The sequence below is a fragment of the Streptomyces sp. NPDC087310 genome, assembly GCF_044744405.1.
Lineage (GTDB): Bacteria > Actinomycetota > Actinomycetes > Streptomycetales > Streptomycetaceae > Streptomyces.
The window spans coordinates 363,317-379,046 of the sequence record NZ_JBIUYF010000010.1 but is presented as its reverse complement, the minus strand read 5'-3'; the positions used below and the strand labels follow the sequence as shown (position 1 = coordinate 379,046).

12 protein-coding genes and 3 pseudogenes are annotated in these 15,730 nt (G+C 70.1%); 8 read left to right on the top strand and 7 right to left on the bottom strand.

Annotated elements, in window-relative coordinates:
• Nucleotides 1-542 precede the first annotated feature (542 nt).
• Nucleotides 543-905, bottom strand: a pseudogene (locus ACIO3P_RS34735) (glycosyltransferase family 2 protein); the annotation flags it as partial.
• A 240-nt stretch (nt 906-1,145) separates the two neighbouring features.
• Between ACIO3P_RS34735 and ACIO3P_RS34730 the strand changes: the two are divergent.
• The gene (locus tag ACIO3P_RS34730) at nt 1,146-1,955 is read left to right on the top strand and encodes an SDR family NAD(P)-dependent oxidoreductase (protein WP_401978261.1); all 810 of its coding nucleotides are present in this window, start codon (nt 1,146-1,148) and stop codon (nt 1,953-1,955) included.
• A 10-nt stretch (nt 1,956-1,965) separates the two neighbouring features.
• Here the strand turns inward: ACIO3P_RS34730 and ACIO3P_RS34725 are convergent.
• Nucleotides 1,966-3,351: pseudogene (locus ACIO3P_RS34725) on the bottom strand (hypothetical protein).
• Between the two features lie 257 nt (nt 3,352-3,608).
• A complete protein-coding gene (locus tag ACIO3P_RS34720; RefSeq protein WP_401850916.1) occupies nt 3,609-3,977 on the bottom strand; it encodes a DUF1330 domain-containing protein in 369 nt (122 codons plus the stop codon).
• Between the two features lie 83 nt (nt 3,978-4,060).
• On the opposite strand from ACIO3P_RS34720, the gene ACIO3P_RS34715 reads away from it, so the two are divergent.
• Nucleotides 4,061-4,663 (top strand): TetR/AcrR family transcriptional regulator, encoded by a 603-nt coding sequence (locus tag ACIO3P_RS34715; RefSeq protein ID WP_401850919.1) that lies wholly within the window; start codon nt 4,061-4,063, stop codon nt 4,661-4,663.
• Between the two features lie 62 nt (nt 4,664-4,725).
• Here ACIO3P_RS34715 and ACIO3P_RS34710 read toward each other — a convergent pair whose 3' ends face one another.
• On the bottom strand, nt 4,726-5,325 hold the full coding sequence (locus tag ACIO3P_RS34710) for a TetR family transcriptional regulator (RefSeq protein WP_329829632.1): 600 nt from the start codon (nt 5,323-5,325) through the stop codon (nt 4,726-4,728).
• 72 nt (nt 5,326-5,397) lie between these two features.
• Here ACIO3P_RS34710 and ACIO3P_RS34705 point away from each other — a divergent pair, with 72 nt between their 5' ends.
• Both ACIO3P_RS34705 and ACIO3P_RS34700 read left to right on the top strand, forming a co-directional pair.
• On the top strand, nt 5,398-6,195 hold the full coding sequence (locus ACIO3P_RS34705; protein WP_401850921.1) for an SDR family NAD(P)-dependent oxidoreductase: 798 nt from the start codon (nt 5,398-5,400) through the stop codon (nt 6,193-6,195).
• On the top strand, nt 6,192-6,374 hold the full coding sequence (locus tag ACIO3P_RS34700) for a hypothetical protein (RefSeq protein WP_329829630.1): 183 nt from the start codon (nt 6,192-6,194) through the stop codon (nt 6,372-6,374). Before ACIO3P_RS34705 ends, ACIO3P_RS34700 begins: the two co-directional genes overlap by 4 nt.
• 470 nt (nt 6,375-6,844) lie before the next feature.
• On the opposite strand, the pseudogene ACIO3P_RS34695 reads toward ACIO3P_RS34700, so the two are convergent.
• A pseudogene (locus ACIO3P_RS34695) lies at nt 6,845-7,468 on the bottom strand (ADP-ribosyltransferase); the annotation flags it as partial.
• 156 nt (nt 7,469-7,624) lie between these two features.
• On the opposite strand from ACIO3P_RS34695, the gene ACIO3P_RS34690 reads away from it, so the two are divergent.
• Both ACIO3P_RS34690 and ACIO3P_RS34685 read left to right on the top strand, forming a co-directional pair.
• The gene (locus tag ACIO3P_RS34690) at nt 7,625-9,043 is read left to right on the top strand and encodes an FAD-dependent oxidoreductase (RefSeq protein ID WP_401850925.1); all 1,419 of its coding nucleotides are present in this window, start codon (nt 7,625-7,627) and stop codon (nt 9,041-9,043) included.
• Between the two features lie 108 nt (nt 9,044-9,151).
• A complete protein-coding gene (locus ACIO3P_RS34685) occupies nt 9,152-9,976 on the top strand; it encodes a transporter substrate-binding domain-containing protein (protein WP_329829628.1) in 825 nt (274 codons plus the stop codon).
• A gap of 63 nt (nt 9,977-10,039) precedes the next feature.
• On the opposite strand, the gene ACIO3P_RS34680 is transcribed toward ACIO3P_RS34685, so the two are convergent.
• Together ACIO3P_RS34680 and ACIO3P_RS34675 are read right to left on the bottom strand one after the other, a co-directional pair.
• Nucleotides 10,040-11,944, bottom strand: coding sequence for an alpha/beta fold hydrolase (locus ACIO3P_RS34680; protein WP_401850927.1), 1,905 nt, complete (start codon nt 11,942-11,944; stop codon nt 10,040-10,042).
• Between the two features lie 218 nt (nt 11,945-12,162).
• A complete protein-coding gene (locus ACIO3P_RS34675; RefSeq protein WP_401791111.1) occupies nt 12,163-12,822 on the bottom strand; it encodes a TetR/AcrR family transcriptional regulator in 660 nt (219 codons plus the stop codon).
• Between the two features lie 322 nt (nt 12,823-13,144).
• Here ACIO3P_RS34675 and ACIO3P_RS34670 point away from each other — a divergent pair, with 322 nt between their 5' ends.
• The gene (locus ACIO3P_RS34670) at nt 13,145-14,542 is read left to right on the top strand and encodes an MFS transporter (protein ID WP_401850930.1); all 1,398 of its coding nucleotides are present in this window, start codon (nt 13,145-13,147) and stop codon (nt 14,540-14,542) included.
• Nucleotides 14,543-14,553: 11 nt separating this feature from the next.
• Nucleotides 14,554-15,729 carry a radical SAM protein gene (locus ACIO3P_RS34665; RefSeq protein ID WP_329829624.1) on the top strand — a complete coding sequence of 392 codons (1,176 nt, stop codon included), beginning with the start codon at nt 14,554-14,556 and terminating at the stop codon, nt 15,727-15,729.
• The last annotated feature ends 1 nt before the right edge of the window (nt 15,730 follow it).

Below are 15,730 nucleotides of genomic sequence, written 5' to 3'. Positions count from 1 at the left end.
ATGCCGTCCAGGCCGTCGCTTCCATGCACAACCTCACCATGACACGGTGAAACAGCAGATCAGGAACCACTTCGGCCTGCCCAAGCCGAACCTTCCGCAACACCCTTTAGTCGCCGGCCGCCCCTTCCACGGCTGACAGAGCCGGGTACGCCGACACCCCCAGAGAGCGATTCAGATTCGCGGGCGCCGCCGAACTCGTTGTCCGCGACTGTGGCGAGCGGACGAGCCGCGCGCTCGCCCCGGCGGCACCAACCTAGCTCTCGACATCGCCGACAGCGGCGTACTGCCCGTACTCAGCGGGCTCGTTGTGCAGACCATCCCACTCACCGACATCGCCACGGCACACCGCGTCGGCGAGGAAGGCCACGTACGCGGAAAGCTGCTACTGGTCAACTGAGCCAGCCGCCGGAGCGGCTATCAAGGTCGACCCGACCGCTCCTATGGACTTACCCACCCGATCATGTGACTGTCTCGATCCAGCCGTCCGGTTGGGACCTGCGCTGCAACAACATGACCGCACCAAAGCAAAAGCCCAAGTGAGCTCAGAACACAGGCGGTCGGCCCGCCCTGGTGAGCCGGAGCACCGTCCGCCAGGACATGGCCTTCCTGGGCCCCTGCCCGCCGGCGAGACCTTCTCGGAATCCGGCGAGTGTGACGCGGAGGGCGTTTCGGTCGCGGACTCGCCACAGCGTGGTGAGGCACCAGGTGGCCAGATTGAGGGGGATCAGGGGGCGGGGGAGGTTGCGACGGGCGACCCAGACGCGGTTGCGGGCGTTCAGCCGGTAGAAGGTGTCGTGCCGCGCCGGATCGGTAGCGGGGTGGTGGACGATGATGTCGGGCACGTACCGGCCGGTGCACCCCAGATCCCAGAGCCTCCACGCCAACTCCACCCCTTCGTGGAAGAGCTCTCGCTCGTTTCGTGATGGGGCCGCTGGTCCCGGGCGCGGCGTTTCAGCGGTGACCGACGCGCCTCCCGGGTTCGCGCCGCTCCGGCCGCAGGACCGGGGCTGGCTGAATGCCGACCGTACGGATGTCCCTGGACCGGGTACGTCCACAAGAGAACCGCTCAAGCGGCCAGGTCAGAAGGGGGCAGAGGGGATGTCTATGAGCACGCGGGTTGGCATGGCGGATGAAGGGTTGTACGGATGACCGGCACAAGGCGCGCTCTCGGGCAGCAGGCGGTGATGGGGCGGTTCGAAGGCCGCCGCATTGTGGTGACGGGCGGCTCCCGCGGACTGGGCGAGCATGTTGTACGTCTGCTGTTGTCGGAGGGTGCGCGTGTGGCCACGTGCGCCCGGAAGCCCGAGCCGTTGGAGGCGTTGCGGAATTCGGTCGACGATCCCGACGCGCTTTTCACCCGCTCCCTCGACGTCACCGTGCCGGAGCTGCTGGAGCGATTTGTCGAGGAAGCCGCGTCAGCGCTGGCCGGCCTGGACGGTGTCGTCGCGTGCGCGGGAGGTGCGCGTGGTCGCGGAATCACCGAGGCGACGGCTCAGGACTGGTCCGCGACGTGGGAGATGAACGTCGGCCACACGGCTCGGCTGGTCGCGACGAGCGCTCCCCACCTACGCTCGGCAGGTGGAGGACCCGTCGTCGTCGTGGCTTCGGTCTCCGGTTGGAAGCCAGGTCCGCAGGCTCAGTACGGCGCGGCCAAGGCGGCACAGATCCACATGGTCTCATCCCTGGCGCGAGAGCTGGCAGGGGACAGTATCCGCGTGAACGCGGTCTCGCCGGGGTCGATGCTCATCCCGGGGAAGAAGTGGGACCGGATGCGTCTGGAGGACCCGCCGGCCTTCGACCGGTTCCGCGCGGAGTTCCCCGGGCGGGAGCTGGTGCGGCCTGAGGAGGTGGCGGACGTGATCGCGTTCCTGCTCTCCGACCAGTCACGAGGTGTGACGGGCGTCAACATCCCCGTCGACAAGGGGCAGAACGCGCCGACGCCGGAGGGCTACTGAGCCATCGCCATCAGGCCGCAGCGCCGAGGACGGGTCGGGCCTTCCGTTCGAAGTCGCGAACGATCGTCTCGTCTCTGTGTGGCACGAGACGCGCGCGGAAGTCGCGCAGGGCCTGTACGGAACGTTCGCTGTGCACGTCACCGAGCAGGTCCAGGGCATGGCTCGCGGTGCCGACGGCCTCGTCCAGCTGCTTCTGCTGGAGGAGAGCGGTCGCGAGCACCGAGCGGCTGATCGCCTGGCGGCGGCGCCGGTCGCTGTTCGCCTCCACCGACGCCGTGGCCAGGCGCTCGGCCTGAGCCGACTCGCCGAGATCCCGATGGACCAGGGCGGCCTCGGCCTCCGGGTAGTGGTGGTCCAGAAAGCGGACCCAGGGCGATTCCTCGGCAGGCCCTCGGCTTGCGTCCAGGCTTTCTCCGGCCGCGAGCAGGGAGGCCGTGGCCCGGCGGGAGTCACCGAGGACGGCGTATCCCCGTGCAGCCATCGCGTGCAGCCGCATGAGCCCCAGCGGGCTGTCCGCGGACTTGGCGGTCGCGATGCCCGCTCGGGCCGGCGAGACTCCTTCGGCCGGGTTGCCGAGGTTGGTGACGAGGTGGGACATGTCGGCAAGGATCTGCCCGCCGAGTACCCGGTCACCACCTTCGGCGCACAGCCTGAGCGCCTGGATCATGTAGCGCTGTGCGAGTCCGTAGTCGGCGGAGTCGTACGAACACCAGCCGGCCATCGCAGCCAGCCTCGCCGCCGAAGTGAAGAGCGGACGGCGCTGATGGGCGGGCAGGTTGCGCTGCTGCAGCATGGGCGCGAGTTCGGTACTCAGGTAGTGCACGATGCTCGCCCGCACTCCGCCTCCGCCGAACCGGTTGTCCATCTCGTCGAGCATGTTGATCACCGCTTGGACCTGCTCAACAGGTCCCCCTCCGGTGACTGCGGCGAGGTGAGAAGCCTGTTCGTCTTCAAGGAGTCACAGAAGCCACTTCCGTTGCGGGTCCAGGAGAGCGGTCGCGACAAACGGCACCGACCCGAGCAGACTGCGGCGCGAGATATCGGTGGAACCCAACTCCGTTAGCGTGTGCAGTGATTCACCCACATCTTCACGGTACGTCAAAGCGCGCGCGACCACAGGTCGCTGCGGCTGTTCCACGAAGCCGACATCGACGGGGGCGACGGGACGGCACAAGATGCCGGCCAGGGCGGCAGCGTCGAACTCCGGGGTGCGGCCTCGCGGAGTCATCCCTTGCAGCCATCGCGTCACCGATGCCTTGTCATAGCGCGACACCTCGCCCTGCAACGCTCCCAGTTCATTGACCTTGCGGGCCAATGCCGCGTGCGAACACCCCGCTTCCAAGACCGCGGCCGCGAGGGCGGTATTGGCTTCGCCGTTCCCCCTTGCACTACCCATGTGTTGATGATGCCTTGTTGATCACCCTCCGCCCCAGCCTTTCGACGCAGAGCGATGAAAGAACAACCCCCGTACAACCGAACAACCTCGTTGCTCCCTCCTCTGGGACCTCGTCAACACTGAGGCTGAAAGGGCAGCGGGCCGACGGGCGCTGCTTCACCGTCGAGCCGAGCAGCCTCGGCGCATCGCCATATCCGTCGGCGCACGCCCGGAACGCTTGATCGGCGCTGTGCCGCCGCACGCCGAAGGCACCGCGCTCACAACGTGATCGGCACGGTCGGCTGCAGCACCGCCTCCACGAGCGCTTCACTGCGCAGGTGGGCCACCGCGCGGTAGTCGCGGTCGCGGAGCATGTCGGCGAACGCCTGCCTGTTCGGGTAGCGGACCAGGACGACCATGTCCCAGGTCTGCCCGTCCTCGGCGACCAGTGCGCGCCCACCGGTTCCCAGGTACTCCACCTGCACCCCGTACCGCGCGTTGACCGCCGCGCCGAGTTCTTCGGCGTAGCGCTGGTAGCTCTCGCGGCCGCCGTCCGGACGGAAGCGCAGAAGGTTCAGCATCACCACGGGGCCACCTGGATCCTCTGCGAGCAGCGTGTCCAGTTCGCGGTCGGCGATCTCGATCATTCAAGCCTCCGTGGTGGTGGGGTCGGGGACGCCACACTCACATACTTGTTATCCGACACGCAAGTACTTGCTAGGCTGCCCGCATGGTCATCACTCGCCGTACCCAGCAGCAGCGTCGGGCCCAGGCCGAAGCCGCGCTGCTCAACGCCGCCGCCGAACTGGTCGTCCAGCGCGGGGTGCGGTCACTGACGCTGGCGCGCGTCGGCGAACAGGCCGGTTACAGCCGTGGGATCGTGACCCACCATTTCGGGTCCAAGCAGGCGCTGCTCGATCGGCTGGCCCACGCGACGCAGTCCGGTTTCGTACCGGGGATCAAAGACCTCCCTCCGGGACTGGACCGGCTCCTGCGATTCATCGACGGCTACGTCGGCGCCCTCGCGGACATCGGAGTGATGAACCGGGCCTTCCTGCTGCTGTGGGCCGAAGCGGCCACCACGTCGGACCTCGCCCCGTTCTTCCGTGAGCGCGACGAGACGTTCCGCGCCCACCTGCGCTCCGACGTCACCGCCGGGGTCGCCGACGGTGACATGCGTCCTGACGTCGAGCCCGACGACGTCGCCGTCGCGGTCGTCGGACAGCTCCGCGGGATCGGCCTGCAGCATCTTCTCGATCCACAGGCGGTCGACACGGCGCGGTTGCGCCACACCGTCACCGATTACTGGCGCCGGGCATTGCGCCTCCCGTAACGACCGGTCGGCGGCCTCGCCCACCGGGGCGGACCGTCGCAGGGCGGTGCACCGTTCGTCCTTCAGTCCCGTCGAACGGGCGCTACCGCGGTGAAAGCGGTGGTCAGCAGGTCACCGAGTGGGGTTTCGCCGTTGGCCCGGGTCCAGGCTTCGCCGGCGGTGTCCAGGCAGGCGATCGCGGCGCCGACGACAGCTCGGGCCCGCATGTCGGCGTACGGGCCGCCGGCGGAGGGTGACTGGCGGCGGCGGACCTCGGGGAGCAGCTCGTCCTCCCACTGGCGGTGCTTCTCGGCGCTGCGGGCCCGCAATGACGCCGTGTTGTACATCATCGCGGAGAGCTTGAGCAGATGCTCCTGAGGAAGGGCCGACCGGTCCAGGGCAAGGAACGACCGCAGGAGGGCGGTCCACGCGTCCTCGTCATCGGGGCGCTGTTCCAGCGCGGCCCGCAGTGCGATGCCGTCGGCCGCCAGGTGCCCGAGCACCACGTCTTCCTTGGTGCCGAAGTAGCGGAAGAAGGAGCGGCGCGAGATGCCGGCGGCGGCCGCGATCTCGTCGATCGTGGTGGCTTCGAAGCCCTTCTCCAGGAACAGACCCATGGCGACGGCGGCGATCTCGTCGTAGACGGCGCGTCTCGCGCGGCTCCACAGACCTTCATCAGGCATTCCGGCACTCTAACACCAAGGCGACTCCATGCCTCATTGACACTGAGTGCCAGCCAGACCTACGGTGCCACCGTGACTATCGACTACCGCGCAGAGCGGGTACTCATCACCGGCGCCAGCTCCGGCATCGGCGCCGAATTCGCCCGACAGGTGGCGGCTCGGGGTGCTGACGTCGTGCTGGTCGCACGTCGAGCCGACCGGCTGGAGAAGCTGGCGGCCGAGTTGTCCGAGCAGTACGGCGTGACCGCGACGGCGCTGCCCGTCGACCTGTCCCAGCCCCGGGTGGGACAGGTGTTGTCGGCGGCGCTCGCCGCCAAGGACATCGAGGTGACCGCGATCATCAACAACGCCGGGTTCGCCACTCAGGGCGCGTTCCACACCGAGGACCCCGACCGGCTTCGGGCGGAGATCGCGGTCGATGTCTCCAGCGTGGTGGACATCAGCCGTACGTTCATCAACCGGATGCGTGAGCGCGGCGCCGGATTCCTCGTGAACGTGGCGAGCATGGCGGCGTACCAGGGCAATCCCACGATGGCCGTGTACGGCGCCACCAAGGCGTTCGTGCTGAACTTCACCGAAGCGCTGTGGTACGAGTCCCGCGGCACCGGCGTTCGTGTACTGGCCGTCTCCCCCGGCGCCACCGACACGGAATTCTTCGGCGTGGCGGGCGACGCGGCCGGTGGCGGCTCGGGTCGCATGCCGGCCGCCGAGGTGGTCCGTACGGCCCTGGCCGCGCTTGAGGCCGGCAACCCGCCGCCGGCTGTCATCGCCGGGCGGGTCAACCGGCTGTCGGAGACCGTGGGGCGCCTGCTCGGCCGGCGCCGGTCGACCATGATGGTCGGCTCGTTGATGGCGCGAGCGTCCCGATGAGCCGCGCGCTGGTCCTCGGCGGCGGTGGAATCGGTGGTCCGAACTGGCAGGCCGGGCTGATCACCGCCCTGGTCGATGCCGGTGTCGACCTGTCTGCGGCCGATCTGGCCGTCGGAACGTCGGCCGGCTCCATCGTCGGCGCCTACTTCACCACCGGCCTCACCTGGACGGCGGCCTGAACAGCCCCCTCAACGCCCACGTGGCCGCCGGGTACGACGACCTCATGAACCCGGCCATCGCAGCCCTTTCCTTCGAAGCGGGCTTCCACCAAGGTCTCGCCGAGGCTTCTCGCACAGCCGCGGCCTGGAACCGTTCAGGGCCCGCGGTTCGTTGAGCCGCCCCCGCGCGTCACGAACATCGTCGAGTGCTGAGGAAACCCGATCCGATCAGGGGTTTCTCTGCCCCGACGGTGCCTTCTCCGTCGGGGCAGAGCTCCTCACCCGCCCAGCGACCCGCCTCGTGGACGGTCGGGCTCGTGGACGATCGGGCGGAGACTTCTCGGCTACCTGGAACCCGCGAGGGCCGGTACGGCGACGGGCTGCGGGGCCGGTACGGCAAGGGGGGCCGGGGCCGCCTCGGGCGCGGACCCGGGCGCGGCGGTCAACGGCTGCTGGGGCCGCTCCACGCTCGCGGCCCGGTACCCGGCGCGCCACGGCACATAGTGCGGGTTGTCCCGGCAGTCGTTCATGATCTCGATCTTCTTCGCCTTGTCCACCGGGCAGCCGCCGACGATGAACTGCCGGGCGACGCCGCCGGGGAAGGCGACCTCGACCTGGTCGGCGTACTTGTGGGTGTCGCCGATGGTCTTGTTCACATCCACCCCGCCGGGCGCGTCGATGTAGTAGTTCCAGCCGTTCCTCCAGGACTTGTACAGGTCGTGGTTGTAGCTGGTGGAGACGTACGGGGAGGGCTGGTTGACCAGGACGTACTTCTCGATGTCGTACTGGCCGTCGAGGGGGGCCTTGGGGTGGAAGCCATCCTCGAAGACGATCTCGGGGCCGCGCCCGTCGGTGCGGTAGAGCTGGAGGCAGTCGGCGCGCCACGAGGGGGCGGGAGTGATCCGGTTGACGTCGACGCGCCGGTCGGGGGCTGCGTAGAGGCGGTCCTCGACGGTGGGACACGAGGCGGGCGCCGAGGCCCGGACGGCCGTGGCGGCCTGGGGTGTTGCGGTGGAGGCGTTGGCGGAGGTCGTGCTGGTGGTGGCGGGAAGGAGAACGGCGGAGACGGCAAGGGCGAGTGCGGCGCTCCGGCGCCGCAGGCGAGTGATCATCATGATGACCACCATCGCGGCCCCGTGACGTCCGGAGGGGCAACGTCACCCGCGCGTGGGCGAGTTGACCCGCACCCTTGACGGAATCCGAAGCCACCTTCCCCTCACTTTCGGTATGCGTAAGAATACGCACCGGAGCCGCTTGAGGGGAGATCCACGGTGACGGCTGGGACGACGGGGCATGCGGTGGTGGTGGGAGCGGGGCCGGCCGGTCTGCTCGCCGCTCACGCGCTGGCCGAACGGTTCGAGCGGGTGACGGTCGTCGAGCGGGACACGCTCCCCGACGGGGCACCCGCCTTCCGCGCCGGCACGCCGCAGTCGAGGCACGCGCACATCCTGTGGTCCCGTGGCCTGAGAGCTCTTGACGAGCTCCTGCCGGATGTCGTCGGCGACCTCGAAGCAGCCGGGGGCACCGTCGTCGGGGCCCCCGAGCAGATGCGCTGGCTCTCCCCCGCCCGGTGGTTCACCGGCGTGAAGGGAGCGCACTACCTGTCCGCCTCACGCGAACTGCTGGAATCGACCCTGCGACACAGGATCCTCGGGCGGCCCTCGATCGCGTTGATGGACCGTCATGAGGTGACCGGGCTCCTGCCGGCTCCCCGGGCGGAGGCGGCGGAGGGAGCGGGGGCGGCGGAGGGAGCGGGGGCGGCGGAGGGAGCGGGGGCGGTGGAAGGAGCGGGGGCGGTGGAAGGAGTACGGCTGCGGGAGCGAGGCGGCAAGGGCCAGGAGACCACCCTGCACGCGGAGTTGGTGGTCATCGCCGCCGGACGCGGTTCCCGCCCCGCGCAGTGGCTGCTCGAACTCGGTTACCCCACACCGGCCACGGAGCGGGTCGACGCCCATCTCGGCTACTCCTCCCGCTACTACCGGCGCCCGGCCGCCGAGAACCGGTGGAAGGCGATGTATGTGCAGGGCAACCCGGGCGCACCGCGCAGCGGGGTGATCGTTCCGATCGACGGCGGCCGGTGGCTGGTCACGCTGATCGGGCAGGGTGAGCACCGGCCGCCGGTCGAGGAGAGTGCCTGGCTCGCGTTCGCCTCGTCGCTGCGCTCGGAGGAGCTGTCGCAGGCGCTCGCGGGTGCGGAGCCGTTGTCGGACGCGGTCGCCTTCCGGGCGACCGCGAACGAGTGGACCCACTTCGAGCAGGCGAGACGGTGGCCGGCCGGGCTCCTCGTGGTCGGCGACGCCTTGTGCCGGTTCAATCCGGTCTACGGGCACGGAATGACCGTTGCCGCGCTCCAGGCCGAGGTGATCCGTGACCAGGTGTCGGCGCGCGGGCCGGTGGAGTTCGCCGCTCTGGCGCCGCGGATGCAGAAGGCCGTGGCGAAGTGCCCGCGGGCCGCGTGGGCGATCGCCACCGGAGAGGACTGCCGGTATCCGGGTACGGACGGACCGAAGCCGGGCCGGCTGGGCCGGATCCAGCAGAACTACATGGGCCGGGTGCTGGCGGCCGCCAACACGGACCCGCTGGTGGCGGAGGCGTTCTTCGCGGTGCTCTCACTCAACCGCCGGCCCGAGACGCTCCTGGCGCCACGGATCGCGGCACGCGCCGGCCGCCGCCGCGCCTCACCGCTCTGAGAGGCGGCGCGAGACCCGTGACCGATCCGGTCGCCGCGCTGTTCGCCCATGCCCATGCCCATGCCCACGCCCCGGCACAGACGACAGAGACGACAGAGACGGGAAGCCATGCATCGCCTGACCGTGCTGAGCGCCCTTGCCCTCGCCCTGGTCACCACCGTCGGCGGTACCGCGTACGTCACCCGGACGCACCTGGCCCGGGAAGGCGCCGCTCAACACGGCGCCGGGACGCTGCTGGACACGGTGCCCGAGCGGGGGACGCTGCGCGTGTGCACCACGGGTGACTACCGGCCGTTCAGCTATCGCGACCCCGCCACCGGGTCGTACACCGGCATCGACATCGACATGGCCGAGAACCTGGCGACCGGTCTGGGGGTGCGGCCCGACTTCGTGGCCACCACCTGGGCCGAGCTCATGGACGACTTCACCGCCGGCCGGTGCGACATGGCCATGGGGGGCATCTCCGTCACCCTGGCACGGGCGCGGAAGGCGTACTTCAGCACGCCGTACCTCGTCGACGGCAAGTCCGCGATCGCCCGTTGCGGGGACAAGGCCACGTACCGGTCGCTGGACGCGATCGACCGGCCCGGGGTGCGGGTCATCGTCAACCCCGGTGGTACGAACGAGGTGTTCGCCAAGGCCCGCATCCACCGGGCCACCCTCCTCACCCACTCCGACAACGCCACGGTCTTCGACGAGATCGTGGCGGGCCGCGCGGACGTGATGATCACGGACGGGAGCGAGACGAAGTACCAGGCCAAGCTCCACCCCGAGCTCTGCGCGATCAACCCCGACAAGCCCTTCGACTTCGCGGAGAAGGCGTACCTTCTGCCGCGTGGCGACAAGGAGTTCAAGGAGTACGTCGACCAGTGGGTGCACCTGACCACCCACAACGGCACCTACGACGGTTACGCCGCACCCTGGCAGGGCTGATCACGCGGTCTTCAGGACGACCCCGGGCCGGCCGTCCCGTTCTTCCGGGCGACGGACGGCCCGTTACCGCGCGGCGGGTTGTCCGCCCAGGTGGCGGGCGAGGAAACGGTCCGCCGCGCGGTACATGTCGATGTTGTTCTCCGGGTTCACGAAGCCGTGGCCCTCGTCGTCCTTGACCATGTACTCGACCTCGACGCCGCGGGCGCGCAGGGCGTCGACGATCTGGTCGGACTCGGCCTTGACGACGCGGGGGTCGTTGCCGCCCTGTATCACCATCAGCGGGGTGCGGATGTCGTCGGCGCGGCTGAGGGGCGAGCGGGCCCACAGGTCCGCCTCCTGCTCCGGGATGTCGGGGTCGCCCGCGTACAGGTACCAGTTGTTGACCATGTAGGGCTTGACGAACTCCGGCGCGGTGCGCAGATAGGTGACGAGGTTGGAGGGGCCGCAGAAGTCGATCGCGGCGGCGAAGACGTCGGGGGTGAAGGAGACCCCGACCAGGGTGGCGTAGCCGCCGTACGAGCCGCCGAAGATCGCGACGCGGTGCGGGTCCGCGTACCCCTCCTCGACGGCCCAGTTGACGGCGTCGATGAGGTCGTCGTGCATCGCGCCGCTCAACTCCCCGATGCCCGCCTTGAGGAACGCCTTGCCGTGACCGGTCGAGCCGCGGAAGTTGACCTGCAGCACCGCGTACCCCCGGTTGGCGAGGAACTGGGCGCTGGGGTCGAACCCCCAACTGTCCCGGTGCCAGGGCCCCCCGTGGACGAGGAGGACCATCGGCAGCCGCGCGGGTTCCACGCCCACGGGCAGCGTCAGGTAGGAGGGCAGCTCCAGACCGTCGCGCGCGGGGATCGTGACCGCCGTCATGGGGGCGAGGACTTCGGGGTCCAGGTTCGGGTAGGGCCGGAAGAGCATGCGGCTGCGCCGGGTGGTGTGGTCGTAGAAGTAGGTGACACCGGGGTCACGGTCGTGGTTGAAGCTGACGACCCAGCGCTGTCCGCCCACGTCCGACGACAAGGCCGACAGGTCGCCGTCGGACAGCTTCTCCAGGTTCTCCAGGACCTCGGCGAAGTGCGGGTCCAGGGGGCGGATCACCTGCCGCTCGCCGAGGTAGCGCACCCCGATCAGCTCCCCCGTGCGCCGGTCGTGGATGAGCGGCGAGGGCAGCGTGGGGAAGACCGCGGAACGCGGGTCGAGGTCGTAGCGCGGATGGCTGTCGACCTCGGTCTCCGCGCCGGTGGCCAGGTCGAGCCGTACCACCCGGGTCCGTTCGCTGTCGCGGCTGGAGCCGATCCACGCGCCCGTGCCGTCCGGGGTGAGCTGGAAGGGCTGGATGTCCAGCGGGTAGTCGGAGCCGTCGAACGTGATGACCGGCCGCAGTTCTCCCGTCCCGGGGTCCCACCGCGAGAGCTCGATGTCGCCGTCACCGGTCAGGCCGTGGGCGTACAGCTCGCCGCCGGGCGTGTACAGCAGACCGCCGACCTGGCCGGGGTTCTGCGCCAGCATCGTCAGCCCGCCCGTGGCGATGTCGAGCTCGTAGAGATCGAACTCGACGGGGTTGCGGTGGTTCAGATGCAGGGTCGCCTTGCCCGGCCGGGAGACCATCGTCTCGAAGCCCACGGCCCTGGCCCCGGGGAAGGGGGTGAGGTCGACCGCCTCGGCCTCCCGGTCGTCCAGGTCGACCCGGAGGATGTGATAGTTCTCGTCGCCGTCGCCGTCCTGCTCGTACAGCAGCCAGCGCGGGTCGTCGGTCCAGTGGTAGCGGAGCACGCTGCGGTGGTCGTCGGCGGTGACGCAGCGCGGCGCCTCGTCCGCGTCGAGGCTCTCCACCCATACGTTGAGACGGTCCCGCCACGGGGCCAGGTAGGCGATCATGGTGCCGTCGGGCGAGATCGACGCGCGGACGCGGACGGGCGAGCCGAAGAAATCCTCAACGGTGAGTCGCGGGATCTCGCGCGGGACGGTGGACATACGGGACTCCTTCTCGGGGTTCGTCGCAGTTCGTTCGCCGGGGTCGGTTGCCGGGGTTCGGGCGGCGCTGCTCGGGCGGCGCGGTTCGGCCGTTCGCCGAGGGTCGGTTGCCGGGGGTCGGTTGCCGGGGGTCGGGCGGCGCTGCTCGGGCGGCGCGGTTCGGCCGTTCGCCGAGGGTCGGTTGCCGGGGGTCGGTTGCCGCGGTTCCCCGGGCGTCCTCAGGTGAGGGGATCTCCGACGGCGCCGCCGGTGGCGGTGCGGATGGCCCGGGCGTAGCGCTCGGCGAGGGCCTTCACGTCCCCGAAGTCCGCGAGTTCGGCGCCGGCGAGGACGGCGGCGCCGATGTGCTCGTCCAGCACCCGTACGACCGAGGCGGTCGCCGCCGCGTGCAGCCGTACCTCAAGGTCGTCCGCCGGACGGCCGAGGCGGTCGCCGATGACCCCGCGCATCTGGAGCTCCGTCTGGTCGCAGGCCATCAGCCAGGCCGTACGGAGCGCGGGCTCGGTGTCGGCGAGCCGGATCATCTTCATCGCGAGCATCTCGTCCGCGAAATCGACGGGCGGCTTCTCATGACGGAATCCGGCCAGTTCCGTGGCCAGGTGGTCCTCCAGGGAACGCTGCCGGGGCCACTTCCGCAACACGCTCAACAGGGTGACGACGCCCTGCATGATGATCGGCTCGGCGCAGCTCTCCTTGCTGCGGAAGTGGCGCCAGATGGTACGGGTGGACAGGCCCACGGCCTCCGCGATCTGGTCGCCGCTCGTCGCGGCCACCCCCTGCTCCCAGAACAGGCGCGCCGCCTCCCGGGAGATCTCCAGCCGCAGTCGCAGCCGTCGCTGCTCGCTCATGCCTCCCCCGCCGGGCTTCTTCGTCGTCATCTCGCCGGACCGTCCTTTCCTCATCTCCCCATCGTGACCTCAAGCGACAGTATGGCACTTAGCGACAGATCGCGCGAGCGTACTGCCCTGAAGCGGCGCGGCTCCGGCGCGGCTCCGGTGCAACTCCCGCCTCCTGAGGCACCCTTGACCCTTGGAAGCGCTCTCAGATACCTTCGGCACCGCTTCACGATCACGCACGCTCACACGCATCCGCAGCACCCCCTCGGGGGCAGTTCGGAGGGGTCATGAGGACAGCCGTGGACGCACCCGCCGCGTTACGCCCGCCGACGCCGTACGGAACAGCCGGCGGATCCGCGGGCGGATGAGCGGCCCCACGGCGCGGGCCGAGGATGCCAGGGGCGCCCAGCAAGCAGAGAGCCTCCAGGGCGCCGAAGACACCAAGGCCGCCGAAGGCTCCGAGGGGGGACGGGCCGGGTCCGTGACGGGCGGGCTGCCCGGCGGGTTCGGGTGGTTCTGGTTCGGGCAGACGATGAGCGGTCTCGGCGACCGGCTCACCGCGTTCACCGTGCAGAGCGTGGCCATCCTCGGGCTCGGCGCCTCCGGTGCGCAGGTGGGCGTCCTGTCCGCGACGGGGTGGCTCGCCTATCCGGCGCTCGGGCTGGTCGCCGGGGTCGCGCTGGCGCACGTACGCCGCAAGGGCGTGATGGTCGCCGCGGAGCTGGTCCGGTTCGCGGCCTTCGTCAGTGTGCCGGTCGCCGCGCTGGCCGGCCGGCTCACCCTGACCCATCTCGTGGTGGCGGTCGCGGTGGCGGGCGCGGCCACCGTGTTCTTCGACATCGGCGGCCAGTCCTATCTGCCCTCCCTGGTCGGCCGCGAGCAGTTGGTCGCCGCCAACTCCCGGCTCTCCGGCGCGGACAGCCTCACCAAGCTGGCCGGGCCCGCGCTGGCCGGGGTGGTCTTCGGGCTGGTCGGGCCGACCCCGGCGGCGGCGCTGGCCGCCGCGCCGTTCCTGCTGTCGGCCGCGGCGCGCGCGCCGGTCCGCGCCGTGGAGCTGCTGCCCGTACGCCCGTATCCGCGCGAGCCGGTCTCCGTACGGGTCCGGCGGGAGCTGCGCTTCGTCCGGGACCACCCGCTGCTGCGGCTGCTGGTGGGCCGGGCCGCGCTGCGCGGCTTCGGTACGGGGGCGGTGGACGCCGTGCTGCTGCTGTTCGCGTACCGCGGGCTCGGGCTCTCCAGCGTGGGCGGCGGGCTGCTGATGGCGTCCGGCGCGGTCGGCGCGCTGGCCGGGGCGGTGCTGGCGTCCCGGATCATCGGCCGCTTCGGTACCCGGCGCGCCCTGCTGCTGACCGGGCTTGAGGGGGTGTCCTGGCTGGCCGTGCCGCTCTGTCTGCTCTGGACGCCCGCGGCGGTCCCGGTGCTGGTCCTGGTCCGGAGCTTCTCCGCGGTGTGGCTCTCGGTCTGGGGCGTGCTGGACGCGAGTCTGCGGCAGGCGCTGGCCCCGCCGGGCCGGCAGTCGACCGTCCACGCGGTGACCAGGACGCTCAGTTTCTCCACGGTGCCGCTCGGCTCCCTGGCGGGCGGCCTGGCCGGCGGGGGTCTGAGCGCCTGGCTGGGCTGGGCGGCCGGACTCGGAGTGGTGATCGCCGCGGGTGGCCTGCTCGCGGCGGCGAGCGTCCTGCTCTTCAGAAAGGAACCGCTGCTCAACGACCACGCGCTGATGGCGCCTGCCGGGCTCCCCGAGCCCGGACGCCCGGAGTGAGGAGAAGAAGCATGCATCCGACCACCACCAAGACACTGACGGCGAAGGAGTTCGCCGACATCAAGCACACGGTGTCGATCCGCTCGCGCGCCCGCAAGAACCTGCTGGCCGACCCCGGTTACGCGGCCCCCCTGCCGCAGGAGGTGAGCCTCCAGCTCACCTACCGGTGCAATCTGCGCTGCTCGCACTGCTACCAGTGGAACGAGCAGGGCTTCTTCCGCGACTTCAGCCCCAGCCGGCAGCGTACGGAACTCGATCTGTCCGTCGTCGAGAACGTGCTCGCCGCCACCGCCTCCGTACGCTCCAAGCTGTTCCTGTGGGGCGGCGAACCGCTGATGCACAGCAAGTTCGGCGAGGTCGCGGCCCTGCTGGAGCGGTATCCCCGTACCGTCAACATGTGCACCAACGGGCTGCTGTTCAAGCGGAAGCTGGACGATCTGCTCCGCATCGGCGAGAACCTCAACCTGCTGGTCAGTCTGGACGGTCTCGGCGACGACCACGAGGCGCTGCGCGGCAAGGGCACGTTCCGCAGGACCGTGGAGAACATCGAGACCATGCTGCGGCTCCAGCGCGAGGGCCGGTTCCGCGGGGAGCTGTCGCTGTCGTGCATGGTCTCGCACGCCACCGTCGGGAAGATGTACGAGTTCATGGAGTGGGCGGAGGAACTCGGCGTCAACACCGTGTACTTCCAGTTCCCCTGGTACATCAGCCCCGAAGTGGCGGGCGCCATGGACGAGTTGTACGAGAAGTCGTTCGCCTGGCTTCAGCCGGACACCGGCACGAAGAAGCCCACCTGGCACTCGTACACCTACCAACTGCCCACGGAGCAGCTTCCCGTACTGCGGGAGTCCATGCGGCGGCTGGCCGCGCGGCCCTGGCGGGTGCGGGTGCGATATCAGCCGCAGCTCGACATCGACGAGGTCGAGGACTTCATCCTCGGCACCTCCCGTCCGGCGCAGCAGCGCAGCAAGTGCCTCGCGGTGTCCAACCGGATGGAGGTGCACGCCGACGGCAATGTCAGCTCGTGCAAGTTCTTCCCGGAGTTCGTCGTGGGCAATTTGTACGACACGCCGGTCACGGAGCTGTGGCAGAGCGACGCCTTCCGGCAGGTGCGCCGGACGCTCGCCGAGGGCGGCATGATGCCCGTCTGCTCGAAGTGCATTCTTCTGTATCTCAACGGAGTGTGAG

Coding starts and splice junctions, on each gene's coding strand:
- ACIO3P_RS34730 (WP_401978261.1), top strand. CDS start 1,146: ATGACCGGCACAAGGCGCGCTCTCGGGCAGCAGGCGGTGATGGGGCGG.
- ACIO3P_RS34720 (WP_401850916.1), bottom strand. CDS start 3,977: ATGATCGAGATCGCCGACCGCGAACTGGACACGCTGCTCGCAGAGGAT.
- ACIO3P_RS34715 (WP_401850919.1), top strand. CDS start 4,061: ATGGTCATCACTCGCCGTACCCAGCAGCAGCGTCGGGCCCAGGCCGAA.
- ACIO3P_RS34710 (WP_329829632.1), bottom strand. CDS start 5,325: ATGCCTGATGAAGGTCTGTGGAGCCGCGCGAGACGCGCCGTCTACGAC.
- ACIO3P_RS34700 (WP_329829630.1), top strand. CDS start 6,192: ATGAGCCGCGCGCTGGTCCTCGGCGGCGGTGGAATCGGTGGTCCGAAC.
- ACIO3P_RS34685 (WP_329829628.1), top strand. CDS start 9,152: ATGCATCGCCTGACCGTGCTGAGCGCCCTTGCCCTCGCCCTGGTCACC.
- ACIO3P_RS34680 (WP_401850927.1), bottom strand. CDS start 11,944: ATGTCCACCGTCCCGCGCGAGATCCCGCGACTCACCGTTGAGGATTTC.
- ACIO3P_RS34675 (WP_401791111.1), bottom strand. CDS start 12,822: ATGACGACGAAGAAGCCCGGCGGGGGAGGCATGAGCGAGCAGCGACGG.
- ACIO3P_RS34670 (WP_401850930.1), top strand. CDS start 13,145: ATGAGCGGCCCCACGGCGCGGGCCGAGGATGCCAGGGGCGCCCAGCAA.
- ACIO3P_RS34665 (WP_329829624.1), top strand. CDS start 14,554: ATGCATCCGACCACCACCAAGACACTGACGGCGAAGGAGTTCGCCGAC.